The sequence below is a fragment of the Ramlibacter albus genome (assembly GCF_014297445.1).
Taxonomy (GTDB): domain Bacteria; phylum Pseudomonadota; class Gammaproteobacteria; order Burkholderiales; family Burkholderiaceae_C; genus Ramlibacter; species Ramlibacter albus.
This window is the reverse complement of the sequence record NZ_JACORU010000008.1, coordinates 60,807-83,659: the sequence shown is the minus strand read 5'-3', so window position 1 is coordinate 83,659 and position 22,853 is coordinate 60,807. Positions and strand designations below refer to the sequence as shown.

At 68.7% G+C, this 22,853-nt stretch carries 28 protein-coding genes; 11 read left to right on the top strand and 17 right to left on the bottom strand.

All coding sequences use genetic code 11. From position 1 onward, the window contains the following. Window positions 1-4 precede the first annotated feature (4 nt). Genes H8R02_RS20470 through trxC form a run of 3 tightly spaced genes read left to right on the top strand, consistent with a single transcriptional unit; the run spans window position 5 to window position 1,799 of the window. Window positions 5-973 (top strand): Bug family tripartite tricarboxylate transporter substrate binding protein, encoded by a 969-nt coding sequence (locus H8R02_RS20470; RefSeq protein ID WP_354004953.1) that lies wholly within the window; start codon window positions 5-7, stop codon window positions 971-973. A gap of 45 nt (window positions 974-1,018) precedes the next feature. Further along, window positions 1,019-1,339: a hypothetical protein gene (locus H8R02_RS20465; protein ID WP_187083346.1), complete on the top strand. Its 321-nt coding sequence runs from the start codon at window positions 1,019-1,021 to the stop codon at window positions 1,337-1,339. Window position 1,340: 1 nt separating this feature from the next. Continuing rightward, window positions 1,341-1,799: a thioredoxin TrxC gene (trxC, locus tag H8R02_RS20460; protein WP_187083345.1), complete on the top strand. Its 459-nt coding sequence runs from the start codon at window positions 1,341-1,343 to the stop codon at window positions 1,797-1,799. A 46-nt stretch (window positions 1,800-1,845) separates the two neighbouring features. Here trxC and H8R02_RS20455 read toward each other — a convergent pair whose 3' ends face one another. The 4 genes from H8R02_RS20455 to H8R02_RS20440 all read right to left on the bottom strand — a co-directional run bounded on the left by H8R02_RS20455 (window position 1,846) and on the right by H8R02_RS20440 (window position 6,103). Continuing rightward, window positions 1,846-2,925: a TRAP transporter substrate-binding protein gene (locus H8R02_RS20455; protein ID WP_187083344.1), complete on the bottom strand. Its 1,080-nt coding sequence runs from the start codon at window positions 2,923-2,925 to the stop codon at window positions 1,846-1,848. A 170-nt stretch (window positions 2,926-3,095) separates the two neighbouring features. After that, the gene (gene dxs, locus H8R02_RS20450) at window positions 3,096-4,985 is read right to left on the bottom strand and encodes a 1-deoxy-D-xylulose-5-phosphate synthase (RefSeq protein WP_187083343.1); all 1,890 of its coding nucleotides are present in this window, start codon (window positions 4,983-4,985) and stop codon (window positions 3,096-3,098) included. A gap of 9 nt (window positions 4,986-4,994) precedes the next feature. Then, the gene (locus H8R02_RS20445) at window positions 4,995-5,879 is read right to left on the bottom strand and encodes a polyprenyl synthetase family protein (RefSeq protein ID WP_354004952.1); all 885 of its coding nucleotides are present in this window, start codon (window positions 5,877-5,879) and stop codon (window positions 4,995-4,997) included. Next, a complete protein-coding gene (locus H8R02_RS20440) occupies window positions 5,876-6,103 on the bottom strand; it encodes an exodeoxyribonuclease VII small subunit (protein WP_187083342.1) in 228 nt (75 codons plus the stop codon). The genes H8R02_RS20445 and H8R02_RS20440 overlap by 4 nt, the downstream gene beginning before the upstream one ends. Before the next feature lie 132 nt (window positions 6,104-6,235). Here H8R02_RS20440 and H8R02_RS20435 point away from each other — a divergent pair, with 132 nt between their 5' ends. After that, window positions 6,236-7,378 carry an aromatic ring-hydroxylating oxygenase subunit alpha gene (locus tag H8R02_RS20435; protein WP_187083341.1) on the top strand — a complete coding sequence of 381 codons (1,143 nt, stop codon included), beginning with the start codon at window positions 6,236-6,238 and terminating at the stop codon, window positions 7,376-7,378. Next, the gene (locus H8R02_RS20430; RefSeq protein WP_187083340.1) at window positions 7,378-8,268 is read left to right on the top strand and encodes a sulfurtransferase; all 891 of its coding nucleotides are present in this window, start codon (window positions 7,378-7,380) and stop codon (window positions 8,266-8,268) included. Before H8R02_RS20435 ends, H8R02_RS20430 begins: the two co-directional genes overlap by 1 nt. Here the strand turns inward: H8R02_RS20430 and H8R02_RS20425 are convergent. Continuing rightward, window positions 8,265-8,702 carry a hypothetical protein gene (locus H8R02_RS20425; RefSeq protein ID WP_187083339.1) on the bottom strand — a complete coding sequence of 146 codons (438 nt, stop codon included), beginning with the start codon at window positions 8,700-8,702 and terminating at the stop codon, window positions 8,265-8,267. The two genes, H8R02_RS20430 and H8R02_RS20425, sit on opposite strands and share 4 nt — an antisense overlap. On the opposite strand from H8R02_RS20425, the gene H8R02_RS20420 reads away from it, so the two are divergent. After that, window positions 8,688-9,089, top strand: a complete 402-nt coding sequence (locus tag H8R02_RS20420) for a hypothetical protein (protein ID WP_187083338.1) — start codon at window positions 8,688-8,690, stop codon at window positions 9,087-9,089. The genes H8R02_RS20425 and H8R02_RS20420 overlap by 15 nt on opposite strands. A gap of 73 nt (window positions 9,090-9,162) precedes the next feature. Here the strand turns inward: H8R02_RS20420 and H8R02_RS20415 are convergent, their stop codons facing one another. The 6 genes from H8R02_RS20415 to H8R02_RS20390 form a co-directional block, all read right to left on the bottom strand. Continuing rightward, window positions 9,163-9,378, bottom strand: a complete 216-nt coding sequence (locus tag H8R02_RS20415; RefSeq protein ID WP_187083337.1) for a hypothetical protein — start codon at window positions 9,376-9,378, stop codon at window positions 9,163-9,165. A gap of 25 nt (window positions 9,379-9,403) precedes the next feature. Beyond that, window positions 9,404-10,756, bottom strand: coding sequence for a cation:proton antiporter (locus H8R02_RS20410; RefSeq protein WP_187083336.1), 1,353 nt, complete (start codon window positions 10,754-10,756; stop codon window positions 9,404-9,406). A gap of 69 nt (window positions 10,757-10,825) precedes the next feature. Next, window positions 10,826-11,650, bottom strand: a complete 825-nt coding sequence (locus tag H8R02_RS20405) for an alpha/beta hydrolase (protein WP_187083335.1) — start codon at window positions 11,648-11,650, stop codon at window positions 10,826-10,828. Window positions 11,651-11,689: 39 nt separating this feature from the next. Beyond that, on the bottom strand, window positions 11,690-12,511 hold the full coding sequence (locus H8R02_RS20400; RefSeq protein WP_187083334.1) for an alpha/beta hydrolase: 822 nt from the start codon (window positions 12,509-12,511) through the stop codon (window positions 11,690-11,692). Between the two features lie 25 nt (window positions 12,512-12,536). Continuing rightward, window positions 12,537-12,908 carry a hypothetical protein gene (locus tag H8R02_RS20395; RefSeq protein WP_187083333.1) on the bottom strand — a complete coding sequence of 124 codons (372 nt, stop codon included), beginning with the start codon at window positions 12,906-12,908 and terminating at the stop codon, window positions 12,537-12,539. Window positions 12,909-13,038: 130 nt separating this feature from the next. Next, window positions 13,039-13,764 (bottom strand): tyrosine-protein phosphatase, encoded by a 726-nt coding sequence (locus H8R02_RS20390; RefSeq protein ID WP_187083332.1) that lies wholly within the window; start codon window positions 13,762-13,764, stop codon window positions 13,039-13,041. A gap of 82 nt (window positions 13,765-13,846) precedes the next feature. On the opposite strand from H8R02_RS20390, the gene H8R02_RS20385 reads away from it, so the two are divergent. Both H8R02_RS20385 and H8R02_RS20380 read left to right on the top strand, forming a co-directional pair. Further along, the gene (locus H8R02_RS20385) at window positions 13,847-14,143 is read left to right on the top strand and encodes a type II toxin-antitoxin system Phd/YefM family antitoxin (RefSeq protein WP_187083331.1); all 297 of its coding nucleotides are present in this window, start codon (window positions 13,847-13,849) and stop codon (window positions 14,141-14,143) included. Beyond that, window positions 14,140-14,415 (top strand): type II toxin-antitoxin system RelE/ParE family toxin, encoded by a 276-nt coding sequence (locus H8R02_RS20380; RefSeq protein WP_187083330.1) that lies wholly within the window; start codon window positions 14,140-14,142, stop codon window positions 14,413-14,415. Before H8R02_RS20385 ends, H8R02_RS20380 begins: the two co-directional genes overlap by 4 nt. Here H8R02_RS20380 and H8R02_RS20375 read toward each other — a convergent pair. Beyond that, complete coding sequence (locus tag H8R02_RS20375; protein ID WP_187083329.1) at window positions 14,412-14,789, bottom strand: hypothetical protein; 378 nt, start codon at window positions 14,787-14,789, stop codon at window positions 14,412-14,414. The two genes, H8R02_RS20380 and H8R02_RS20375, sit on opposite strands and share 4 nt — an antisense overlap. Before the next feature lie 47 nt (window positions 14,790-14,836). Here H8R02_RS20375 and H8R02_RS20370 point away from each other — a divergent pair, with 47 nt between their 5' ends. After that, window positions 14,837-15,250 carry a hypothetical protein gene (locus H8R02_RS20370; RefSeq protein WP_187083328.1) on the top strand — a complete coding sequence of 138 codons (414 nt, stop codon included), beginning with the start codon at window positions 14,837-14,839 and terminating at the stop codon, window positions 15,248-15,250. A gap of 31 nt (window positions 15,251-15,281) precedes the next feature. Here H8R02_RS20370 and H8R02_RS20365 read toward each other — a convergent pair whose 3' ends face one another. Continuing rightward, on the bottom strand, window positions 15,282-17,330 hold the full coding sequence (locus tag H8R02_RS20365; RefSeq protein WP_187083327.1) for an ATP-dependent helicase: 2,049 nt from the start codon (window positions 17,328-17,330) through the stop codon (window positions 15,282-15,284). 20 nt (window positions 17,331-17,350) lie between these two features. Here H8R02_RS20365 and H8R02_RS20360 point away from each other — a divergent pair, with 20 nt between their 5' ends. Next, complete coding sequence (locus H8R02_RS20360; protein WP_187083326.1) at window positions 17,351-18,268, top strand: DUF72 domain-containing protein; 918 nt, start codon at window positions 17,351-17,353, stop codon at window positions 18,266-18,268. A gap of 13 nt (window positions 18,269-18,281) precedes the next feature. Beyond that, window positions 18,282-18,755 carry a DUF4019 domain-containing protein gene (locus H8R02_RS20355; RefSeq protein ID WP_187083325.1) on the top strand — a complete coding sequence of 158 codons (474 nt, stop codon included), beginning with the start codon at window positions 18,282-18,284 and terminating at the stop codon, window positions 18,753-18,755. An 8-nt stretch (window positions 18,756-18,763) separates the two neighbouring features. Here the strand turns inward: H8R02_RS20355 and H8R02_RS20350 are convergent, their stop codons facing one another. The 4 genes from H8R02_RS20350 to H8R02_RS20335 form a co-directional block, all read right to left on the bottom strand. Further along, entirely contained in the window at window positions 18,764-19,387 is a 624-nt protein-coding gene (locus H8R02_RS20350; protein ID WP_187083324.1) for a DUF4142 domain-containing protein, read from the bottom strand. A gap of 10 nt (window positions 19,388-19,397) precedes the next feature. Then, entirely contained in the window at window positions 19,398-20,102 is a 705-nt protein-coding gene (locus tag H8R02_RS20345; protein WP_187083323.1) for a DUF4142 domain-containing protein, read from the bottom strand. 70 nt (window positions 20,103-20,172) lie between these two features. Then, a complete protein-coding gene (locus H8R02_RS20340; protein ID WP_187083322.1) occupies window positions 20,173-21,942 on the bottom strand; it encodes a hypothetical protein in 1,770 nt (589 codons plus the stop codon). Between the two features lie 111 nt (window positions 21,943-22,053). After that, the gene (locus H8R02_RS20335) at window positions 22,054-22,806 is read right to left on the bottom strand and encodes a ZIP family metal transporter (RefSeq protein WP_187083499.1); all 753 of its coding nucleotides are present in this window, start codon (window positions 22,804-22,806) and stop codon (window positions 22,054-22,056) included. Window positions 22,807-22,853: the final 47 nt, after the last annotated feature.

Below are 22,853 nucleotides of genomic sequence, written 5' to 3'. Positions count from 1 at the left end.
TCCCGTGAAGTTCTCGAAGCTGCTCGCCATCGCCACGCTGGCCGGTGCCTGCATCACCGCCCTCGCCGACGACATGCCCGCGGGCCCGATCCGCCTGCTGGTCGGCTTCGCGCCGGGCGGGGCCAACGACGCCATCGCGCGCCTGATCAGCACGCCGCTGCAAAACCAGACGAAGACCACCGTGGTCGTGGAGAACAAGCCCGGCGTCGGCAGCAACGTCGCCGCGGGCGAGATGGCGCGCGCCACGCCCAACGGGCAGGTGCTGCTCCTCGGCTCCACCGGCGGGCAGACCATCGCGCCCGCAATCTACGCCGGCAAGCTGCCGTTCGACCCGGCCAAGGACATCCAGCCGGTCACGCTGATCTCGCGCTCCGCGCTCGCCGTGGTGGTGCACGACGGCCTGCCGGTGAAGAACATCTCGGAGCTGATCGCCTATGCGAAGCAGAACCCCGGCAAGCTGAACTACAGCACGGGTGGCAGCGGCACCGGCGCGCACCTGGGCACCGAGTACTTCAAGAGCATGGCCGGCGTGAGCATCACGCACATCCCGTACAAGGGCGACGCGCCCGCGCTGCAGGACGTGATGGCAGGTCTCGCCCACGTGAACTTCGCGGGCCTGCCCGCCGCGATCGCCGCCACCGCGAGCGGCAAGGTGCGCATCATCGCCGTGACCAGCCCGAAGCGCGTTCCGCAATTGCCGAACATCCCGACGGTGGCCGAGTCGGGCCTGCCGGACTATTCCGTGCTCACGTGGTATGGCGTGTTCACCACCGGCGGCACGCCCGCGCCGGTCGTGAAGCGCCTTGCCACCGAGATCGGCCAGGTGGTCAACCAGCCGGCCGTGCGCGAGTCCATCGTGAAGCTCGGCATGGAGCCCGCGCCGTCCACGCCGGAGGAATTCGCCAAGCTGTTCCAGGCCGACATGGACCGCTGGGGCAGGATGGTGCGGACGCTGGGGATCAAGGCGGACTGACGAACGCCTGCTTGAAATCCCGGCCGCGCATCCCACCTGCGGTGCATGGCTACCTCCGATGTCACCCGTTCCAGGAACCTGGTCGCGCTCGCCACCCAGCTCGAGCGGTGGGAGCGCGGCTGGGACACTGTCGAGCCCGGCCAGTTTCGCGACGTCATCGAACAGCTGAAGGCGGAGCTTGCCGCCACGCCGTCCGGTGCATTGCTCGAAACGGTGCTGGCCTCTTTCCCCTCGACCGCAGAGCTCTACGAGAACCTGAACTACGAGCATGCAGGCCTGTGCCGCTCGAATCTCGATGCGGCCTTGAAGAGCGAGATCGAGGCGCGCAACGCGATCGCCAGCGCGCGCCGCAGCAGGACTGCTTGAGATGCCAACGGCCGGCGCATTGCACGTGGTCTGCCCGCACTGCCACACCACCAACCGTGTGCAGCAGGAAGACCTCGGGCGTGCACCCGATTGCGGGAAGTGCCATGGCGCGCTGTTCGCCGGCAAACCCGCGAACCTGGATGAAGCTGCCTTCGAGCGGCACGTCACGCGCAACGACGTCCCCGTGCTCGTCGACTTCTGGGCCCCGTGGTGCGGCCCCTGCCGCATGATGGCGCCCGCGTTCGAGCAGGCCGCCGCGCAACTGGAGCCGAATGTGCGCGTGGCCAAGGTGAACACCGAAGAAGCCCGTTCGCTCGGTGGCCGCCTCAACATCCGCAGCATCCCGACGCTGGCGTTGTTCGTGGACGGCCGCGAAGTGGCGCGGCAGGCGGGCGCGATGGATGCCGCCGGGATCGTGCGGTGGACCAACGCGGCGTTGCGCAGCGCGACGCGAGCATGAAAAAAGCCGGGCACCGCCCGGCTTTTTCGTGAGGACCGCGAAGCGATTACAGCTTCTGCGCCTGCATGAAGCGGTCGAACGTGGCTTCCGTGAAGCGGAACCACAGGTTCTGGTCGCCGCGGAACTTGGAGTAGTCCGCGTAGATCTTCTTCCAGCTCTCGTTCTTGGCGCCGATCTCCTCGTACAGGCCCATCGACTGCTTGAACGCCTCGGTCAGCACGTCCTGCGGGAACGGACGCAGCTGCGTCTTCGCGGCCACCAGCTGGCGCAGCGCGTTCGGGTTGCGGGCGTCGTAGCGGGCCTGCATCACCACGTGGGCCTCGGAAGCGGCGGCCTCGATGATCGCCTTGTTCTCGGCCGACAGCGCGTCGAACGCCTTCTGGTTGACGAAGAAGTCCAGCTGCGGGCCGCCTTCCCACCAGCCGGGGTAGTAGTAGTACGGCGCGACCTTGTTGAAGCCCAGCTTCAGGTCGTCGTACGGGCCCACCCACTCGGCCGCGTCGATGGTGCCCTTTTCCAGCGCGGGATAGATCTCGCCGCCGGGGATGTTCTGCGGCACGCCGCCCATGCGCTCGAGCACCTTGCCGGCGAAGCCGCCGATGCGCATCTTCAGGCCCTTGATGTCCTTGACCGACTTGATCTCCTTGCGGTACCAGCCGCCCATCTGCGCGCCGGTGTTGCCGCCGGGGAAGCTGATCATGCTGTACTTGGCGTAGAACTCGCGCATCAGCTTCAGGCCGTTGCCGTCGTACATCCACGCGGTCATCTGGCGGCTGTTCAGGCCGAAGGGGATGGCGCAGCCCAGCGCGAAGCACTCGTCCTTGCCGAAGAAGTAGTAGGGCGCCGTGTGCGCCGCTTCGACGGAGCCCTGCTGCACGCCGTCGACCACGCCGAACGCGGGCATCAGCTCGCCGGCGGCATGGATGGAGATCTCGAACTTGCCGCCCGACATCTTCTTGACCTTTTCGCCGAACACTTCGGCCGCGCCGAAGATGGTGTCCAGCGACTTCGGGAAGCTGGAGGCGAGGCGCCAGCGGACGGCGGCCTGCGCGTGCACGGCGGGGGCGACGCCGGCGGCGAGGATGCCGGCCAGGCCTGCGTTCTTGATGACTGATCGACGGTCCATGGGACAGGGCTCCTGAATGTGCGAAGAGAAAGTTTCGGTCGCTGCAACTTAAGTGCAAGCGATGCCGCCGCCCATTCTAGGAACGCGCCCTGCGTGTAATGCAGGGGTTTTCCCGTGAGGAAACCCTGCGAACCTTCGAGTGAAGGTGCGCCGTCAGCAATTCTTCAGCTTTAAGAACCGACGACCTTGAGAGATGGCGCGATACGTTCGGTCAGCTCGCCGAAGCGCGCCGTGATCGACGCTTCGATCCCGGCGGCGTCGAGGCCCTGCAGCGCGAGCAGCTTCGCCGGGTCGCCGTGCGGGATGAATTCGTCGCGCAGGCCCAGCTGCAGCATCGGCTTCGCGATGCCGTGCGCCTGCAGCGCCTCGCCAACCGCACTGCCCGCGCCGCCCATCACGGCGCCCTCTTCCACCGTGACGATGGCGTCGTGCTCCTTCGCGAGCTGCAGCAGCAGCTCCAGGTCCAACGGCTTGGCCCACCGCATGTTGGCGACGGTGCAGTTCAGCTTCTCGGCTGCGGCAAGCGCGGGATACAGCAGCGTGCCGAACGCGAGCACCGCCACGCGCTTGCCGGTACGACGCACTTCGCCCTTGCCGAATGGCAGCGGCGCGAGGCCCGGCTCGATGGCAGCGCCGACGCCCGAGCCGCGCGGGTAGCGCACGGCCACCGGGTGGTTCTCCTCGAACGCGGTGGTCAGCAGCTTGCGGCACTCGTTCTCGTCCGCGGGGCACGCGATGCTCACGTTGGGGATGCAACGCAGGTACGCGATGTCGTACGCGCCCGCATGCGTGGGCCCGTCGGCGCCCACGAGGCCGGCGCGGTCGAGCGCGAACACCACGGGCAGGTTCTGCAGCGCGACGTCGTGGATCAACTGGTCGTAGGCGCGCTGCAGGAACGTGGAGTAGATCGCGACCACCGGCTTGAGGCCCTCGGTGGCCATGCCGGCGGCGAAAGTCACCGCGTGCTGTTCGGCGATGCCGACGTCGTAATAGCGCTCGGGGAAACGCTTCTCGAACTCCACGAGCCCGGAGCCTTCGCGCATCGCGGGCGTGATGCCCACCAGCCGCGCGTCCTTCGCACCCATGTCGCACAGCCACTGCCCGAACACCTGCGTGAACGTCGGCTTGGGCGGCGTCGCAGGCTTGGTCAGGCCGACTGCGGGATCGAACTTGCCGGGGCCATGGTACGCGACAGGGTCGGCCTCCGCCAGCTTGTAGCCCTGCCCCTTCTTCGTCACGACGTGCAGGAACTGCGGGCCCTTGAGCTGCTTCATGTTCTCGAGCGTCGGGATCAGCGACTCGAGGTCGTGCCCGTCGATGGGCCCGACGTAGTTGAAGCCGAACTTCTCGAACAGCGTCGCGGGCACGACCATGCCCTTGGCATGTTCCTCGAGCCGCTTGGCCAGCTCGAAGAGCGGCGGCGCGACGTGCAGCACCTTCTTGGCGATGTCCTTGCCGGCCGCGTAGAAGCGCCCGCTCATGAGCTGCGCGAGGTAGCGGTTGAGCGCGCCCACCGGCGGGCTGATCGACATGTCGTTGTCGTTCAGGATCACGAGCAGGTCGGCGTCCGCCACACCCGCGTTGTTCAGCGCTTCGAAGGCCATGCCCGCGGTCATCGCGCCGTCGCCGATCACGGCGATGGCCTTGCGCGGCTCGCCCTTCAGCTTGGCCGCCAGTGCCATGCCCAGCGCGGCGGAGATGCTGGTCGACGAGTGCGCCGTGCCGAAGGTGTCGTACTCGCTCTCGGCGCGCGCCGGGAAGCCCGCGAGCCCGCCCAGCTGCCGCAGCGTGTGCATGCGCTCGCGCCGGCCGGTGAGGATCTTGTGCGGGTAGGTCTGGTGGCCCACGTCCCAGACGATGCGGTCGTATGGCGTGTTGAAGACGTAGTGCAGCGCGATCGTGAGCTCCACCGTGCCCAGGTTGGAGCTGAGGTGCCCGCCGGTCTTGGACACGCTGTCCAGCACATAGGCGCGCAGTTCGGCGGCCAGCGGCTCCAGTTGCGAGCGCGGCAGCTGCCGCAGTTGCGCGGGGTCGTCGATCGTCTGCAGGAGCGTCGTCATCGAATTCATTCAGTTGTCGCGGTTGACGACCATTTCGGCCAGCGCCAGCAGCGCGCGTGTGTCGGGCAGCCCGCTGCGTTCCAGCGCCGTGCGGGCCTGGGCCAGCAGCTCCCGCGCGTACGCACGCGCGCGCTCCAGGCCAAGAAGGGAAACGTAGGTGGGCTTGTCCTGCAGCGCGTCCTTGCCGGCCGTCTTGCCGAGCGTGGCGGAGTCCGCGGTCACGTCGAGGATGTCGTCCACGACCTGGAATGCAAGGCCCATCGCTTCGCCGTAAGCCGACAGCGCGCCCTGTGCCGCCTTCGAGGGCGAGCCGCACGACGCGCCCATCATCACGCTCGCATGCAGCAGCGCACCGGTCTTGAGCTGGTGCATGCGGCGCAGTTCGTCCTCGGTGAGCATGCGGCCCACCGCGGCGAGGTCGATGGCCTGCCCGCCGGCCATGCCCAGTTCACCCGCGGCGTGCGCGAGCAGGCGGCACAGCCGCGCCTGCGTTGCATCGGGCACGCCCTCTTCGGGCACGAGGATCTCGAACGCCAGCGCCTGCAAGGCATCGCCCGCGAGCAGCGCCTGCGCCTGGCCGAACTTCACGTGCACCGTGGGCTTGCCGCGGCGCAGCACGTCGTTGTCCATGCACGGCATGTCGTCGTGCACGAGCGAGTATGCGTGGATCAGTTCGACGGCGCATGCGGCGCGCAGCGACGCGTCTTCATGGCCATCCACCGCTTCGGCGGCGGCCAGCACCAGCATGGGCCGCAAGCGCTTGCCCCCATCGAGCACGGCGTAGCGCATCGCATCGCCCAGGCCCGCGGGGCCACCGGGCGGCACCCATTCGGAGAGCGCGTCCTCCACGCGTGCCAGACGCTCGGTGGACCATGACTTGAGGGAAAAAGTCACTCTTGCGTCCACGGCTTGAGCGTGCCGGCATCCAGCACCTTGATCTGGTCCTCCACGGCCTGCAGCTTGTCGCGGCAGAACTTGAGCAGTTCCGCGCCGCGCTCGTAGCCGGCCAGCAGCTGCTCCAGCGGCAGCTGGCCCGTCTCGATCCGGCTCACGAGCTGCTCCAGCTCCTGCAGGGCGGCTTCGTAGCTGGCGGGGGGATCGGCTTTGTCTTTGGGCATAAATACTCGGGTACGACACTGGATTTTAGGCGCGCTGGCCCCACCTCTCCCCGGGGGTTAGAATCCCCGCTCTCTTCGCGCCTCCAAAGCGCTTCCCTGCCCCTTAATAGGGGGAGTCTCAGGTCAGGTGAAATGTCTGATTTAAGTCTTCAATTCAAGCAGGCCGCAAGCCAACTTCCTGTTTCAAGCTACTTCGACGAGGCGCTCTATTCGCGCGAGCTGGAGGCTATCTTCCAGCAAGGTCCCCGCTATCTCGGGCACGAGCTTGCCGTGCCCGAGGTCGGGGACTACTACGCACTGCCGCAGGAAGGCGATGGCCGCGTCCTCACGCGCACGCCCACCGGCATCGACCTCATCTCCAACGTCTGCCGCCACCGGCAGGCGGTGATGCTGCGCGGCCGCGGCTCCATCGCGGCCGCGAGCAAGGGAGGGGGCAACATCGTGTGCCCCTTGCACCGCTGGACCTACAGCGGCGGCAACGCGAGCACGCCCGCGGGCACGCTGCTGGGCGCGCCGCACTTCGCCACGGACCCGTGCCTGAACCTCAACCGCTACAAGCTGCGCAACTGGAACGGCCTGCTGTTCGAGGACAACGGCTTCGACATCGGCCGCGAGCTCGCGCGCCTGGGCCCGATGAAGGATTTCGACTTCTCGGGCTACGTGCTCGACCACGTGGAGCTGCACGAGGTCGACTACAACTGGAAGACCTTCATCGAGGTCTACCTCGAGGACTACCACGTCGGCCCGTTCCACCCGGGCCTGGGCAACTTCGTCACGTGCGACGATCTGCGCTGGGAGTTCGGCAAGGAGTACTCGGTGCAGACCGTCGGCGTGGCCAACGCGCTGGGCAAGCCGGGCTCAGACGTGTACCGCAAGTGGCATGACGAGGTGCTGCGCTTCCAGGGCGGCCAGCCGCCCAAGCACGGCGCGATCTGGCTCACCGTCTACCCCAACATCATGCTGGAGTGGTACCCGAACGTGCTCGTTGTCTCCACGCTGTACCCGAAAGGGCCGCAGAAGACGCTGAACGTGGTGGAGTTCTTCTACCCGGAGGAGATCGCCGCCTTCGAGCGCGAGTTCGTCGAGGCCGAGCGCGCCGCGTACATGGAGACCTGCGTGGAGGACGACGAGATCGCCTTGCGCATGGACGCCGGCCGCAAGGCCCTGCACGAGCGCGGCGACAACGAGATCGGCCCCTACCAGAGCCCGATGGAAGACGGCATGCAGCACTTCCACGAGTGGTACCGTGCCACCATGGACAGCCGCGTTCTCTGATGCCCTACACGACACTCATTTCCCCCGAAGAGCTGAAGGTGCTGCGCCACGGCGGCACGCCGCTGATGGTGTTCGACTGCAGCTTCGACCTGTTCGACGTCACGGCGGGCGAGGAGCGCTATCGCGACGCGCACATCCCGGGCGCCGTCTACGCGCACCTGGACCGCGACCTCAGCGACCACGGCACGCCGGACGCGAACGGCAAGTCGCAGCCGCATCCCGATGCCGCGTCAGGCGGCCGCCACCCGTTGCCCGCGCGCGAGAAATTCGCGATCTGGCTGTCGCGCGTCGGCTTCTCGAACGACATGCAGGCCGTCGTCTACGACCGCAGCAGCGGCGCGTACTGCGGGCGGCTGTGGTGGATGCTCAAGTGGCTCGGCCACGACGCCGTGGCCGTGCTCGACGGCGGGCTCAAGGCCTGGCAGGAGGCCGGCGGCGAAGTGACGGCGCGCGTGGAGCCGTCGCACTTCCAGTCGAATTTCGAGGTGAAGCCGCCGCTGCGCACGCTCGTGACCACGAAGGAAGTCGAGGCGCGGTTGCAGGGCGCGAAGCAGACGGTGGTGGATGCGCGTGCCGCGCCGCGTTATCGCGGTGAGGTGGAGCCGCTCGATCCGGTGGCCGGGCACATCCCCGGCGCGCTCAATCGCCCGTTCGTGGAGAACTTCGGTGCCGACGGCAGGTTCAAGCCGGCGGCGCAGTTGCGCGAGGAGTTCGAGCGTGTGCTCGCCGGGCGGGATCCGTCGACTGCCGTGCATCACTGCGGCAGCGGCGTGAGCGCGCTGCCGAACCTGATCGCGATGGAAGTGGCCGGCTTCGGGCCTACCGCGCTGTACGCGGGCAGCTGGAGCGAGTGGTGCTCCGACCCGAAGCGGCCGGTCGAAAAATCCTAGCGGTTCCCCACCGAACTCTTCGTCGTCGCATTCGCGCTGCCGTCGGTGCCCGGCGCAGTGCCGCTTGGCGCCGAGGTCGTCGGCGCACTGGCAGGCAGGCTCGCGGCGGCGCTCGCACCCGTGCCGAGCCCGCCGTTCAAGCCGGTGCCGGGCGCAGGCTGCGCGCCCACCGTCGAAGACCCGGACGTGCCGGGAGGCGCATCTCCGCCCGACGAACCCGGGTGCGGCGCGGACCCCTTGATGCCGGACGGCCCGCCAGGCGGGCCATCGGGCACCGCGGGCGACACGGCCACCGTGGGGTTGCCGGTGCCCGGGCTGCCCGGCGCGACGCCACTGGAGGTGGCGCCGCTGTCCACACCCTTGCTGCAGGCGCCCGCGAGCGCCGCCATGCAAAGCACGGCGAGGAGCGCGTGCGCCTTGTGGCGAGTCGTCATCGCGATCAGCGCGTCGTCGTGGTGCTGCCGCTGGTCGACGAGCTGGGCGTCGTGGTCGTGTCGGTGCTGCCGCTGGTCGAGCCGGACGTGGAACCCGACGCGCCCATGGTCGTGCCGCTGCCGGTCGTGCCGGAAGACGACGCGGTGTCGGTCGAACCCGTCGTGGAGCCCGAGCCGGTCGTGGAAGCGGTGGAGCTCGTGGTGTCGCTCGTCGACGGCGTCGAGGGCAGCGTGCTGGCCGTGGACGAAGAAGACGACGACGGCGTGGAGGTATCGGCGGCCGTGTCGTGCTTGCGGTCGCCGCAGGCGGCGAGGGACATGGCGGCGACGATGGCGATCGCGGCGCAGCGCGCGAGAGGGGTTGCGTTCATCAGGACACTCCTTTGAGCGGTTTGTAGAAGGGAAGGAAACGAGCCTTGCGGCCCTGGGGAAACTTTAGGCGCGCACGTTTGCCGCTGTGTCAGTTCCCACTGTTCGAGCCTGTAGGAGCCCTGCCCCCACGTTCGGCTTCGGTCTGGCTGGTCTGTTTCATCGCGCGCTGCGCGCCCGTGCGCTGCGGCGCATTGCCGCTCGCGGCGGTGCCTGCGTCTTCGGCCTGCATGTCGGGGCTGGGCGTGTTCTGCGTGCGGTCGCGCTCGGTGGCGCTCGGGTTGCTGGTTGGCTTCGGCTGGTTCATGTGTTTCTCCCTGGTGCGGCCAACGCTAACCCCCGCGCCGCCGCCGCTGTGTAGGAAATCGGCCTGAGCCGTGCACCCTTTCGTAAGCGGACATGAGCGGTGTGACCGAAATGCCGTGCACGAGGATCGACGCAACGACGGTTGCGAGCGTGATCGACACGATCGGCTGCGCCAGCTCGCGCGGCAGGCCGTGGTTGATGGCGAACATCAGGTAGTAGATGGAGCCCACGCCGCGGATGCCGAACCACGCCATCAGCCAGCGCTGGCTGCGCGAGGCAGCCGGTGCGCGCACGAGGCCCAGCATCACCGCGAGGGGCCGCACCACGAGCAGCAGCAGCGGCACCAGCCACCAGCCCGACGCATCCCAGTGCACGTTGGCGAGCAGCCCGCCGATCACCAGCACCACGGCCACTTCGCCGATGCGCTCGATCTGCTCGTTGAACCCGAGCACGGCCTGCGCCATGAAGGCGGGCGCGTGCCGCGGGTCCACGGCCACCTTCTCGGCCATCGACTTGTCCGGGTCCACCATCGCGGCTGCAACTTGCTGCACGGTCTCGGGACCCGCGGTCTGCTTCTGCTCCAGCCGCCGCAACGCGACGCCTGCCGCGAACACCGCGAGGAAGCCGTATGCATGCAGCAGCAGCGCGGTGCCGTACGACAGCGCAATGAGGCCCAGCGCGAGGAAGTCGTCCAGGCCCACGGCCTCCTTGTGCTCGCGCCGCAGGTACAGCACGAGACGGCCCACTGCGGCACCGAGTGCGGCGCCCACGCCGAGACCCACGGCGCCGGCCCACAGCACGTCCACCGCGAGCCAGCGCCAGCCGAACTCGCCGAGTTCGTGCAGGCCCAGCAAGCCCAGGCCCAGCATCACGAACGGGAACGCCGTGCCGTCGTTGAGGCCGCCTTCACCGGTGAGTGCGAAGCGCAGGCTGTCGCGGTCGGTGGGCTCGCTCACCTGCACGTCGGACGCGAGCACCGGGTCGGTGGGCGCAAGGATGCCTCCGAGCAGGATGCATGCACCCACCGGCATGTCGAGGAACAGCCACGCGGCGCCGGCCACGAGCGCCACGGTGACGACCATCGAACCGGTGGCCAGACGCACCGGCAACCGCCAGCGCGCGTCGCGCAAGCCTGCGCTGAGCTTCAGGCCCGCGGTGAACAGCGAGATGAGCACCACGACTTCGGCCAGGCGCTCCAGCAGCAAGGTGTGGCGGTCGGTGTCGGCGTCGAGCAGCCCCAGGCCCGCAGGCCCGATCGCGAAGCCCACGCCGAGGTAGAGCATGGCCGTCGACACCGGGATGCGCTGCACCACGGTGTAGCTCAGCGCCATGAGCAGCAGCAACAGCCCGACGACCACCGACCAGACGGCGAATTCCATGCCCGGATGTTGAAGCGGCGGCACCGCTCAGCTTGTGGGCGAAGGCCGCTTGTTGGCCCGCGCCTGCGCTCACAAGGCGCGCAGCGCGCGCGCCAGCTCCTCGCGATAAGGCTCGAACTGGTGCAGGTCGTTGTGCCCCGCACCTTTCACGACCACGAGCTTCGCGCGCGGCAGCGCCTTGGCCAGCCGCTCGCTGTGGTGCGCGTTGATCAGCTCGTCGCGGTCGCCATGCACCAGCAGCACCGGGCCACGCACGCCTTCCAGGTAGTGGCGCGTGTCCAGGCCGTAGCGCAGCACGAAGCGCGGCACCCACGGGTAGTGCTCGTCGGCAAGCGCTGCCATGCTGGTGTACGGCGACACGAGCACGGTGAGGTCCGGCACGCGGCCCTGGGCCGCGAGTTCGGCGGAGAGATCCGCGGCCAGCGCGGTGCCCAGCGAGCGGCCGTACACCACGAGCCTGCGCCCCTCGTACTCGCCGGCGAAGCGGTTCCACACCGCCATGGCATCGCCGCGCAACTGCGCTTCGCCCTCGATGCGGCCGGTGCTCTTGCCGTAGCCGCGGTAGTCCATCATCACGAGGTCGAAGTTCGCGCGGCGGTAGAACTCGGTGTTGGTGAACCAGCCCGCGAGGTTGCCGCCGTTGCCGTGCAGGAAGAACACCACGCCCTTCGGGTTGGGCAACTTCAGCTGCAGGACGGACACGCGGGCGCCGGGGACTTCGACGAAGTGCTCGCGGACGTCCGGGTCCGCCACGATGCGGGCATCCGCGGCAAGCGGCTGCGGGTAGAACAGCAGCCGCTCCTGGCCGAACCACAGCAGCGCGAGCACGGCCGCGTAGAGCAGCGCCGCGACACCCAGCACGGACAGCAAGGCAATGGAAAAGGAACGCAGCATGCCCCGAGCGTAACGGCTCGGGGCCGGAGATGGTGCTCCCTACAAGCGCCCGAGCGCGGACACGAGCGCCTGCCGCACGCTCGGGAACTGGTGCACGTCGCTGTGCCCCGCGCCCGTCACCCGCAGCAGTTCGGCCTTGTGCATCGACTTGGCCAGCGTCTCGCTGTGGTGGATCGGGATCAGTTCGTCCTTCTCGCCGTGGATCAGCATCACCGGGCCCATCAGCTTGGCCGCGTGCTCCAGCGTGTGCAGAGGGTAGCGCAGCACCTTCTCCACCGGCACCCACGGGTAAAGCTCCGCCGCCAGCAGTCGCATGCTGCTGTACGGGGAGACGAGCAGCGTGAGGTCAGGCGCGCGGCCGGCGGCGCACAAGTGCGCAGCCAGTCCCGCGGCCAGCCCCGTTCCCAACGACTGCCCTGAAATCACGACGCGCTTGCCCTCGTACATGGGGGCGAAGTGGTCCCACACGGCCTGCACGTCCGCGCGCAGCTGCATTTCGCTTTCGATGCAGCCGCTGGACTTGCCGAAGCCGCGGTAGTCGAACATCACCACGTCGAAGTTCGCCTGCCGGAAAGCGTCGAGCTCGACGAACCACTTCTTGAGGTTGCCCGAGTTGCCGTGCAGGAAGAAGAACACGCCGCGCGGGTTCTCGCGCTTCAGGTGCGCGACCGAGAGGCGCGCGCCCGGCACTTCGACGAAGAACTCGCGCGTGTCCGCGTCGCCCGCGATGGGGTCGTCGATGTCGAGCGGCTCGGGCTCGAACAGCATCTTTTCCTGGCGCCACCACAGCCAGCCGATGGCGGCGGCGTAGAGCGCACCCGCGGCCACCAGGAGCGAGGCGGAGAAGATGGCGTAGACCATGTTCGCTGCTCCCTTGGGCGGCGCGCTAGCGATCGCGTTTGGCATCGGGATCGCTCGGCCCGTTGCGGTCGGACATGCCGACGTTGGGCGACTTCAGCTCGCCGGCGTCGCTGGGGTTCTTCTCGTCCCAGGTGCGGCCCGCGCCGGTCACCTTGCCGCGCGGGTGCGCCATGTCGTCGTCGTCGAGGTTGACGGTGCCGCCGCCCATGGGCTTGTCGTCGGCGGCGCCGTGGTCGCGCTCGTTCACGCCGGAGGGCGCCACGAGGTCGGGCTGGTCGTCGCTGGTGAGGCCGACCTTGGCGGGGCCGTCGCCTCGGTAGTCGGGTTTGACGTCCGGGCTCGGACGGTCGTTGTCCTTGCGCGGCACCCCGGTGGGCGATTGTTCCTGGTTGGCCATGGCCTTCTCCCTTGCTGTCGGCCGCCGGCTTCGAAACTGAAGTGCCGGCTGGTGAAAGCAAGTGTTGCGGCGGGCGCAAGCCCGACCTGTCGTCTGCGCCCGGCGGCTTACGTAGGACGGAAGGCGCTCGTCATGCCCGATAAAGGTCGGAGAGGCGCGCGCGGTCTGCCGGGCGCAGGCGCAGGCCCGCAAGCAGGTAGGCGTCCATCGAGCCGTAGTCCTGCTCGATGGCTTCGAACGCGGCGTCGAGGAACTCGGGCTGCACGCGATACAGCACGCGCGAGACGACTTCGGGGAAGAAGGTGCCGGGCGGGGGACGCAGGCGGTCGTTGGTGTGCATGTAGTCGCGCATCACCACGTCCTGCGGCACGCCCATGGCATACAGGAACAGCGCCGCGGCGAAGCCCGTGCGGTCCTTGCCGGCGGTGCAGTGGAACACCGTGGGCTCGTTCGATTCGAGCAGCAGCGCGAAGAACTCCGCGAAGCGGTGCGTGCTGGTGCGCACGAAGCCGCGATAGGTGTCCTGCATCAGCATCACCACGTCGTCCTCGGTGAGGTCCTTGCCGGCCGCGAGCACGTCCTGCAGCTTCTGCACGATGGTGGGTTCGATCGAGAGCGAGTGCAAGGTCACGTCGGGCAGCACGCAGGCGGCCGAGGTACGTTCGTCGACGCCGCGGAAGTCCAGCACGCGGCGGATGCCCAGCGCCTGGATCTGGCCGGCGTCGTATTCGTTCAGCGCGCCAAGGTGGTCCGAGCGGAACAGCGTGTGCCGGCGCATGCGGAAGCGCTCCGGCACGTGGTCGGCCAGGTCGCGGAAGTTGGCGGCGGAGGGGAACGACGGGGACTGCGCTGGCATCCCCCTATTGTCGGACGTCTCGGATCGCATGCTCTGTCGTACTGTTGACAGTACTCTTTGGAGTACTTAAGATCGCCCTCACATGGGCAGCTTGACCGCCAATGACCTGAAGACCCGCGGCGTGGCCGCAATCGAGGAAACCCTCGCCGGCCAGCCTGAGGCGGTGATTTCCGTGCGTGGAAAGGACAAGTACGTGGTGATGGACGTTGCGCAGTACCACTACCTGCGTGAGTGCGAGCTGGAGGCGGCACTCGCGCAGACGCACGCGGACATCGCGGCAGGGAGGTTCGTGGTCGAGTCCGCTGCCGACCACGTCAAGCGCGTCAGCAGGCCCGCACCCGCGCCACGCAAGGTCGCGGCGAAAAAACGCAAGGCATGACCTGGCGGCTCGTCTTCACCGAGCAGTACAACCGCCGCGCCACAGCCTTCCTGAAGCGTCACCCGCACCTGCAGCTGCAATACCTCAAGGCACTTCAGTTGCTGGAGCTCAACCCGCACCACCCGAGCCTGCGACTGCATGCCCTGCGCGGCAAGCTCGACGGCCTGCACTCGGTGTCGATCAACCTGTCGTATCGGATCACGATCGAACTGCTCATCGGCGAGGGCGAGATCACACCCGTCAACGTCGGTGACCACGACACGGTGTACTAGACGCGCGCGTCCTCGATCCGCTCGTTCGGGCCGAGCTCGTCGAGCTCGATATCGAGATGTGTGGCGCTCGAGAAGTCGACACCCGCTGTCTGCCGCACGTCGGGCAACGCGGTGAACTGCCCGTCGAGCCAGAGGAAGTGCAGGCGCGCGGCGATCTCGCGCAAGGCCTCTTTTTCCGTGCTGAAGCCGCCCCCCGACAGCTTGTTGCCATCGAGCAGGTAGCAGTACGCCCCCTGCTCGCGCCTGAGCGCGCCGAGGTCGATCACCGGCCCCGCGGCGTTGCGCGCGTACACGCGGCCGTTCGCGGCGTACAGCGTGTACGGCTGCTTGCGCGGTGCGGGGTTGCGCACCTCGTCCATCGTCTGCGTGGGCATGTCAGTACCTCTCCCGGCTGCCGGCATTGCCGGGGCTGCTGCTGTTCATGAGTTCTCCCGTTCCAAAACAGAAGTGCCCGGCGGGAGCCAGGCACCTCGTGACGCGCAATGCGTGTTACTTGCTGCTGCGGCTGGACGAGCGGCTGCTGCTGCTCTTGCCACCGCTGCTGCTGCTGCGCGACCCGCTGGCGCTGGCGCGGCCGCCCGACGAGGACGACTTGCTGCCGCTGGACCGGCTGCTGCCGCTGCTGCCACCCTTGGAGGCCGACGCGCGGCTCGAGCTGCTGCTGCTGCTGCGGCCGGACGACGACGGCGACCGCGAGGAAGACGACGAACTGCGAGATGCCATAGCTTGTACTCCTTGTACTGGTTGCCGGGCCACGCAAGGTCGCGCGGGCCCTCGTGTCAATCTAGGAGCGTCCCGTGGGACCGCTGTCGGCGCACTCGCCTTCTGCTTGTAGGAGTGACTGTTGGCGTGCCAACACGCGGCGATCAGCGCCACGCGGCGCGCGAGCGATCGCGCACGGACATCACCGGCGCCTGCGCCTCGCGCGAAGGCGCCAATGACGCGTCCGCCTGCGGCCACGCCAGCTGCTCGAACGCACCCATCATCGCCTCGGCGATGAACCGCGAGCGGCCCGCATACATGTGCCGGTCGCCGCCGCCGGACTGCTGCGTCACGTAGAAGCGCTGCGGCACGACGAGGTGCAGGTGCTCCTTCGCGCGCGTCATCGCAACGTAAAGCAGCCGGCGCTCCTCCTCGATCTCCTCGCTGGTGCCCGTGGCCATGTCGCTCGGGATGCAGCCGTCCACCACGTTGAGCACGTGCACGGCCTTCCACTCCTGGCCCTTGGCGCTGTGGATGGTGGAGAGGATCAGGTAGTCCTCGTCGAGCAGCGGCGGGCCGCTCTGGTCGCTGGTGACTTCCGGCGGGTCGAGCGTAAGCTCGGTGAGGAAGCGTTCGCGCGTGGGATACGCAGCCGCCATGCGAGCGAGCTGCTCCAGGTCGAGCTTGCGCACCTGCGCATCGTCGTGCATGCGCTCGAGGTGCGGCACGTACCACGAGCGCGCAAGCTCCATGTCGGCGGGAAACGCGAGCGACGTATTCACCAAGCTCGCGTACAGCGATGTGAAGGCGGCCCATTCCTCACGCGCCGCGGCAGGCGGCTCGAACTGCTGCAACGCAACCAGCGGCTCGGGCGCATCGGCCATTGCATCGAGCAAGCGCGTCGCGCTCGCCGGCCCGATGCCGGGGATGAGCTGCACCACGCGGAAGCCCGCCATACGCCCCCGCGGGTTCTGCGCGAACCGCAGCACCGCCATCAGGTCCTTCACGTGCGCGGCTTCGAGAAACTTGAGCCCGCCGAACTTGACGAAGGGGATGTTGCGCCGCGCCAGCTCCAGCTCCAGCGGCGCGCTGTGGTTGCTCGCGCGGAACAGGACGGCCTGGCTCTTGAGCGTGACGCCGCCCTCGCGGCGGCGCAGCACCTCGTCGGCCACCCAGCGCGCCTGCTGCGCCTCGTCGGGCACCAGCACGATCTGCGCCTTCGCACCCGCGCCCTTCTCCGTGTACAGGTTCTTGGTGAAGCGCTCGCGAGCGGCCGCGATCACCGCGTTGCTCGCATCGAGGATGGGCTGCGTGCTGCGGTAATTGCGCTCCAGTGTCACCACGCGCGCGGGCTGCGAGAAGCGGTGCGGGAAGTCCAGGATGTTGCGCACCGTCGCGCCGCGGAAGGAGTAGATGCTCTGCGCGTCGTCGCCGACGACGGTGACGCCTTCGCCCGTGGGCTTCATCGACAGCAGGATCTCCGCCTGCAGCCGGTTCGTGTCCTGGTACTCGTCGACCAGCGCGTGGTCGAAGCGCGCGCCGACCTCCTGCGCCAGCACCGGCTCACTCATCATGTCCGCCCAGAAGCCCAGCAGGTCGTCGTAATCGAGCACGTTCTGCTGCTGCTTGGCCTCGACGTAAGCGCCGAACAGCTTCTTCAGCTCGTCTTCCCACTGCGTGCACCACGGGTACACCGACTGCAGCACTTCGGCAAGCGGTTCGCGAGTGTTGAGCACGCGTGAGTAGATGCCCAGGCATGTGCCCTTGAGCGGGAACCGCTTCTTCTGCTCCGAAAAACCGATCTCGTGCCGCACCAGGCCCATCAGGTCCTCGGAGTCGCCGCGGTCGTGGATGGTGAAGTTCTCGGCCAGGCCGATGCGCGGCGCGTACTCGCGCAGCAGGCGCGCGCCGAGGCTGTGGAAGGTGCCGCTCCACGGCAGGTTGGGCGGGGTGGTGGACTGCAGCCCCATCGCGCGTTGCAGCACGGTGCCCGCGCGCCGCTCCATCTCCTGCGCGGCGCGGCGGCTGAAGGTGAGCAGCATCATGCGCTGCGGGTCCGCGCCATTGCGGATGAGGTGCGCGACCCGATGCGCGAGCGTGTTGGTCTTGCCCGAGCCCGCACCGGCGATGACGAGCAAGGGGCGCTGGTCGTCGTGCGTGACGGCCTCGCGCTGCTGCGCATTCAGTTCTGCGAGGGGGTCCGGCAACTGCATCAGGGCTGTATATTAATCCAGTGGAAGGCAACATCCTCACCGGCAGCGCATCGTGGACCGACAAGACGCTCATTGCCTGCGGCCGCTTCTACCCGAAGGAGGCGAAGACGGCCGAGGCGCGGCTGCGCTACTACGCCTCGCAGTTTCCGATGGTGGAGGTGGATTCGAGCTACTACGCCCTGCCCTCGGCGAGCAACTCGCAGCTGTGGGTGGAGCGCACGCCGCCGGGCTTCGTGTTCAACGTGAAAGCGTTTCGCGCGTTCACCGGGCACGCGTTCGATCCGCAGGTGCTGCCGAAGGACATGCAGCTTGCACTGGGATCGACGAAGCGCTCGATGGACCTCGAAGACTTGCCGCGCGAGATGCAGGACGAACTGTGGCGGCGCTTCATCGAAGCCCTCGCGCCGCTGAAAGCCGCGGGCAAGCTCGGCGCGGTGCACTTCCAGTTCTCGCCGCGCATGCGCGACAAGGGCTGGGTGGAGCATTGCGTGCAGCGCATGGAAGGGCACCTGCTCTCCGCGGAGTTCCGCCACCGCAGCTGGTTCGAGGGCGACGCGATCGAAGACACGATCGCGATGGAGCGCGATCTCGGCCTCGTGCACACCGTCGTCGACAGCCCGCAGGGTTTCGCCAATTGCGTGCCCTGCGTCTGGGAAGTCACCAACCCCCAACTGGCGCTCGTGCGCCTGCACGGCCGCAACCGCGAGACGTGGAACATCACGCACGCAAAGGCATCGTCCAGCCGTTTCGACTACTGGTACTCCGCGGACGAACTCGAAGCGATGGTCCCCGAGATCGAACACCTCGCCACGCAGGCGCGGCAAGTGCACGTCGTCTTCAACACCAACAACGAGGACCAGGGCCAGGTGAACGCCAGGCTCATGCGGCAGCTGTTACAGAGCGGAAACCGGCGCAGGCTAGACTCGCGGCAGGTTTGAATCGAAGGTTTTCATGAAGCTGAGTCTCCGCCCGGCCGCCCTGGCCGCCGCCCTCCTGGCCACCTGTTCCCTGCAAGCCCAGCCTGCCGCCGCGCCGTCGGCTGCCGCGGCCGCCAGCGCCGCCGCCGCGCAGGACGCCGAAAAGGAAAACGTGGGCCGCCTCACCGCACAGGCGTGGCTCGTCGTGCTCGACCGCCGCGACTGGGGCGTCGCCTGGGACAACTCGAGCAACCTGTTCCGCCGCAACGTGCCGCTGGACAAGTGGATGGACGCGATCCCGAAGGTGCGCGAGCCCTTCGGCGTGCTCGTCGAGCGCCGGCCGGTGCAGACGGTCTACAAGACCACGCTGCCGGGCCACCCCAACGGCGAATACGTCACGGTCATCTTCGAAAGCAAGTTCGACCGCAAGGCCGACGTGGTGGAGCGCGTGACGACGATGCGCGAGCCGGACGGCCGCTGGCGCGTCACCGGCTACTCCGCGCAGTAATTCATCGACTAGATGCTCGGTGGCCGCGCCTGCTGCTGCGGGCGCGTGACCATCCCCGGGCTCGCGCCCATCACGCTCGTGGGCTGCCGCCCCGCGAGCATCACGTGGTAGCGCAGCGTCGGCAGGTGCCGGCCGATCCAGCCTTGCAACTGCGGGTCGCGCGTGACGGTGGCGATGCGCTCGAAGCGCACCGCGTCCTGCTGGCCCGCCCTCAGCGCCACCTCGTCCAGGTAGATCCGGTCGAACTTCGTGCCGGCGGACTGCTTCAGCGCCTTGAGCACGCGGCTTTGCTCGTTGGTCCACATCGGCATCGCCATGCCGCGCGCGTGCAGCAGGTACTGCACCTCGGGCTGCATCACGTTCGCCTGGTTCAGCATGGCAGCGGCGAGCTCGCGCACGCGGCCGTTGGCCGATTTCTCCAGCGCGAGCTTCGACGCCGCGTGCATCAGGCGCAGATGGCCGGCCGTGTCGCGCAGGAACTGCCGCTCCTGCTTCTGCTCGCTCGTGAGGCTGCGCACGCTCTCGGCGCGGCCCGCCACGAACATCGGCGCGGGCACCTGGGCCTGCGCCGCGCCGGCAACGATGAGGGCGGCCGCCACGACGGCCGCTGCCTTCGCGCTTCGCCCTCGCATGGCCGCCTCCTCAGCTGCCCTTGCCGGCCGGGTTGAGCGCGCCGCCGCCCACGCCGCCGGGGCCGGCCGCGCCCTTGTTGCCCATCGCGGCGGCGTTCACCTTGCCGCCGCCCTGCGGCAGCGCCTGAGCCGCGGCGAGGTGCTCGCGCAGCTTCGGCAGCGTCTTGTCGACGAAGGCCTTGAGCTGCGCGTCCTTCAGGTCCTTGCTCGCGTGCTCGAAGAGCTTGATGTCCTTCTTGTGCGCGTCGATGCCGACCTTCTTCACGAACTCCTTGTCGAAGTCCGAGCCGCTCTTCTTGCCCAGGTGCTCGACCTCCTTGCGCATGCCGCGCGGCGGCGCCGCGGGCAGCTCGATGCCCTTCATGTTGGCCAGCTGGATCAGCTCGTTGTTCGCGGCCGTGTGGTGGTCCACGAGCATGCTCGCGAAGCTCTTCACGTTCGGTTCCGCGGCCTTGCTCGCGGCGAGCTGCGCCACCTGCACCTCGAACATGCCGCTGCCCGCGGCCTTCTCGACGAACTTGCGGTCGCCGCGCGCGAGCCGGTCGTCCTTCTTCGATTCGCGGTTCTGCGTGCCCGCGCCCGGCTGCGCCGCGGGCGCCGCGCCGCCACCGGTGACGGAGCTGCCGGTGCCCGGCGGTGTCTGCGCCGTGGCCATGCCCGTGCAGAGCGCCATCGCCACGAGGGCGGTTGCGCTGATCTTCCATGTCGTTTTCATCGTGTCGCTCCCTGTTGAAGAATGGTGAAAGCGGCGCCACGCGCGCGACGCCGCTTCGTGCCTGCCGGCGTTACTTGCTCTTCGACGAGCCGCTCGTGGACGAGCCGCTGCTGCCCGAGCCCGAGCTCGTGCTGCTGCCGGTGGAGCCCGAGGTGCCCCCGCTCATGGAGGCGCCGGAGCCGCCGCTGCTGCCGGTGCTACCCGCGCTGCCCGTGCTGCTGCCCATCGCGTGCGAGCCGCTGGAGCCGCTGGAGCCGCCGGACGAGCCCATGCCACCCGAGCTGCCCATGCCGCCCGATGAACCCATGCCGCTCGAGCCCATGCCGCCCGACGACGACTGCCCGCCCGTGCCGCCACCGACGCCCATGCCGCTCGACGTCGTGCCGCCCGAACCGCTGGAGCCGCTCGTGCCGCCCATTTCGTTCTGGCCCTGGCCGCCGCTGCGCGACGAACGCCAGTTGCTGAACTCGTCGCTGAACTTGCGGTAGCGTTCCTGCCGCCAGGTGTGATAGTCGTTGTCCAGGTTGCGGATCTGCTCTTCGCGCCACTGGTGGTAGTCGGGGTCGTGGTGGCTGTGCCCTCCGCCGCTCATGCCGCCGCCGGTGTAGCTGCCATGCCCTTCGCCGCTGGAGCCGTAGCCGCCCTGCGAGCCGCCGTAGCTGCCTTGCCCGTACGAGCCGCCTTGGCCGTAGTTGCCGGACTGCCCATAGGACGTGCTGCCGCCGCCCTGGCCCATCTGGCCGCCGTAGTTGCCCTGGCCATAGCTGGAGCCCCAGCCGCCCTGGCCGCCGCCGGACATGCCCTGGCTGCCGCCCTGGCCGCCTTGCCAGCCGCCGTACTGTTGCGAGCCCCAGCTATTGCCTTGCTGGCCGCCGTAGCCCTGGCTGCCGTAGCCCATGCCGCCGCCCATGCCGCGCCCCATGTCGCTGCCCATGCCGCCACCCTGGCTGCCATAGCTGCCGCGGTTGTAGGTGTCGCCTTGGCCGCCGTAGCCTGGAGAGCCGTAGCCTTGCGAACCGCCGGAGCCTTGCGAGCCACCGTAGCCGCCTTGCGAGCCACCGTAGCCGCCCTGGGAACCACCGTACCCGCCTTGGGAACCACCGTAGCCCTGCGAGCCGCCCGAGCCCTGCGAGCCGCCGTAACCACCTTGCGAGCCGCCCTGGCTTGCCTGCGATCCACCGAAGCCGCCCTGGCCGCCGTAGCCGCCACCCTGGCCGTAGCTGCCGCCGCCTTGGCCGTAGCTGCCGCCACCCTGGCCACCGTAGCCGCCACCGCCTTGCCCGTACTGGCTACCACCGCCCTGCTGGCCATGGCCTTCCTGCCCGTACCCTTGCGAGCCGCCCCACTGGCCTTGCTGCCCATAGCGGCCCCAGTCGCCCTGGCCACCACCGTGGCCGCCGTGCTGGCCGTAGTTGCCGCCCGCGCCGCCGAAGCCGGAGGACTGCATGCCGGCCGCGTTGCGCGCGTAGCCGCCCTGGCCGCCGAACTCGCTGCCGCTGCCGCCGAACTCGCTGCGGCCCCAGCCGCCGCCGCCTTGCCCATAGTCCGAGCCCGACTGTCCACGTCCGTAGCCATGGCTCTCGCCGCCGTAGCCGCCATAGCCGCCCGACTGCTGCGAGCCGAACTCGCTGCCCGACCGCTGCCCGTAATTGGAGCCCTGCGACGAGCCCTGTGCGCCGCCCCAGTTGCTGCTGCCGCCACCACCGCCGGAGGAGCCGCCGCCGCTGCTACCCGCGTTGCCGCTGCTCGCGCTGCTTCCGCCCACGCCCTGTCCGCGGTCCTGCTGCTGCTCGCCGTAGCGGCCCTGCCGGCCTGGATCTTCGTAGTCACGAGATGCCATCGATGTTCTCCTTTGGATGTGTGCCGACAACCATAGGAGGCTCAGCACCGACACCCTGTCGGAAAAACTCCGATGCCTTGTAGGACAGCTGGACTGCTGCGCGGCCGCAGCTCAATGCCCGTGCGCGATGCTGCTGACCGCGGTCACCATGCCGATGCCGGCGAGCAGCCAGAGGATCTGCGCGATGGTTTCGCGCGCGCCGAGGCGCTTCTGCAATTGCGGGATCAGGTCCGCCAGCGCGACGTAGATGAAGCTGCTGCTCGCCACCGCCAGGAAGAACGGCAGCCAGTCGTGCAGGCGGTCGACGAGCCACCAGCCCGCGAGCCCGCCGAGCGGCGTGACGGCGCCCGCGAGTGACACTTTCAACAGCGCCGCGTTGCGGTTGCCGCCGGTCGTGCTGCGTAGGACGACGAGGTCGCCGATGTGGTGCGGCACTTCGTGCGCCAGCACGGCCAAAGCCGCGACGAGGCCCAGCCGGAAATCCGCGACGAATGCCGAAGCGATGAGCACGCCGTCGCCGAAACAGTGGAAGCTGTCGCCGGTGAGGATGGCCCAGCCACCCGACCGCGGCCCGGCGTCGTGGTGATGATGGTGATGCCCGTCGTGGCCGTGCTCGTCGCCATGGTGGTGTTCATGGCCGTGGTGCCACAGCTCCGCCTTGTCGAGCAGGAAGAAGAACACCAAGCCGACGAGCAGCGTGCCGAACAGGGCCTTGGGGTCCGCCTTGCTTTCCAGCGCCTCGGGCAGCAGATTCATGAACGCCGTGGCGAGCAGCGCGCCCGCGGCCAGGCTGAGCAGGTGCTGCGTCGACTGTGCGCGTGCACGGTCGTCGTTGCGCGGCAGCCAGCCCAGCCGCAGCAGCATGGCCGCGAGCCACACGCTGCCGATGCCGGCAGCGAGAGTGGACAGGA

Coding starts and splice junctions, on each gene's coding strand:
- H8R02_RS20430 (WP_187083340.1), top strand. CDS start 7,378: ATGCCCTACACGACACTCATTTCCCCCGAAGAGCTGAAGGTGCTGCGC.
- H8R02_RS20400 (WP_187083334.1), bottom strand. CDS start 12,511: ATGGTCTACGCCATCTTCTCCGCCTCGCTCCTGGTGGCCGCGGGTGCG.
- H8R02_RS20390 (WP_187083332.1), bottom strand. CDS start 13,764: ATGCCAGCGCAGTCCCCGTCGTTCCCCTCCGCCGCCAACTTCCGCGAC.
- H8R02_RS20340 (WP_187083322.1), bottom strand. CDS start 21,942: ATGGCATCTCGTGACTACGAAGATCCAGGCCGGCAGGGCCGCTACGGC.
- trxC (WP_187083345.1), top strand. CDS start 1,341: ATGCCAACGGCCGGCGCATTGCACGTGGTCTGCCCGCACTGCCACACC.
- H8R02_RS20345 (WP_187083323.1), bottom strand. CDS start 20,102: ATGAAAACGACATGGAAGATCAGCGCAACCGCCCTCGTGGCGATGGCG.
- H8R02_RS20425 (WP_187083339.1), bottom strand. CDS start 8,702: ATGACGACTCGCCACAAGGCGCACGCGCTCCTCGCCGTGCTTTGCATG.
- H8R02_RS20350 (WP_187083324.1), bottom strand. CDS start 19,387: ATGCGAGGGCGAAGCGCGAAGGCAGCGGCCGTCGTGGCGGCCGCCCTC.
- H8R02_RS20365 (WP_187083327.1), bottom strand. CDS start 17,330: ATGCAGTTGCCGGACCCCCTCGCAGAACTGAATGCGCAGCAGCGCGAG.
- H8R02_RS20415 (WP_187083337.1), bottom strand. CDS start 9,378: ATGAACCAGCCGAAGCCAACCAGCAACCCGAGCGCCACCGAGCGCGAC.
- H8R02_RS20370 (WP_187083328.1), top strand. CDS start 14,837: ATGAGTTCTCCCGTTCCAAAACAGAAGTGCCCGGCGGGAGCCAGGCAC.
- dxs (WP_187083343.1), bottom strand. CDS start 4,985: ATGACGACGCTCCTGCAGACGATCGACGACCCCGCGCAACTGCGGCAG.
- H8R02_RS20440 (WP_187083342.1), bottom strand. CDS start 6,103: ATGCCCAAAGACAAAGCCGATCCCCCCGCCAGCTACGAAGCCGCCCTG.
- H8R02_RS20465 (WP_187083346.1), top strand. CDS start 1,019: ATGGCTACCTCCGATGTCACCCGTTCCAGGAACCTGGTCGCGCTCGCC.
- H8R02_RS20405 (WP_187083335.1), bottom strand. CDS start 11,650: ATGCTGCGTTCCTTTTCCATTGCCTTGCTGTCCGTGCTGGGTGTCGCG.
- H8R02_RS20395 (WP_187083333.1), bottom strand. CDS start 12,908: ATGGCCAACCAGGAACAATCGCCCACCGGGGTGCCGCGCAAGGACAAC.
- H8R02_RS20335 (WP_187083499.1), bottom strand. CDS start 22,806: ATGCTGCTGCGGCTGGGCTGGCTGCCGCGCAACGACGACCGTGCACGC.
- H8R02_RS20410 (WP_187083336.1), bottom strand. CDS start 10,756: ATGGAATTCGCCGTCTGGTCGGTGGTCGTCGGGCTGTTGCTGCTGCTC.
- H8R02_RS20385 (WP_187083331.1), top strand. CDS start 13,847: ATGGGCAGCTTGACCGCCAATGACCTGAAGACCCGCGGCGTGGCCGCA.
- H8R02_RS20375 (WP_187083329.1), bottom strand. CDS start 14,789: ATGCCCACGCAGACGATGGACGAGGTGCGCAACCCCGCACCGCGCAAG.
- H8R02_RS20435 (WP_187083341.1), top strand. CDS start 6,236: ATGTCTGATTTAAGTCTTCAATTCAAGCAGGCCGCAAGCCAACTTCCT.
- H8R02_RS20455 (WP_187083344.1), bottom strand. CDS start 2,925: ATGGACCGTCGATCAGTCATCAAGAACGCAGGCCTGGCCGGCATCCTC.
- H8R02_RS20380 (WP_187083330.1), top strand. CDS start 14,140: ATGACCTGGCGGCTCGTCTTCACCGAGCAGTACAACCGCCGCGCCACA.
- H8R02_RS20355 (WP_187083325.1), top strand. CDS start 18,282: ATGAAGCTGAGTCTCCGCCCGGCCGCCCTGGCCGCCGCCCTCCTGGCC.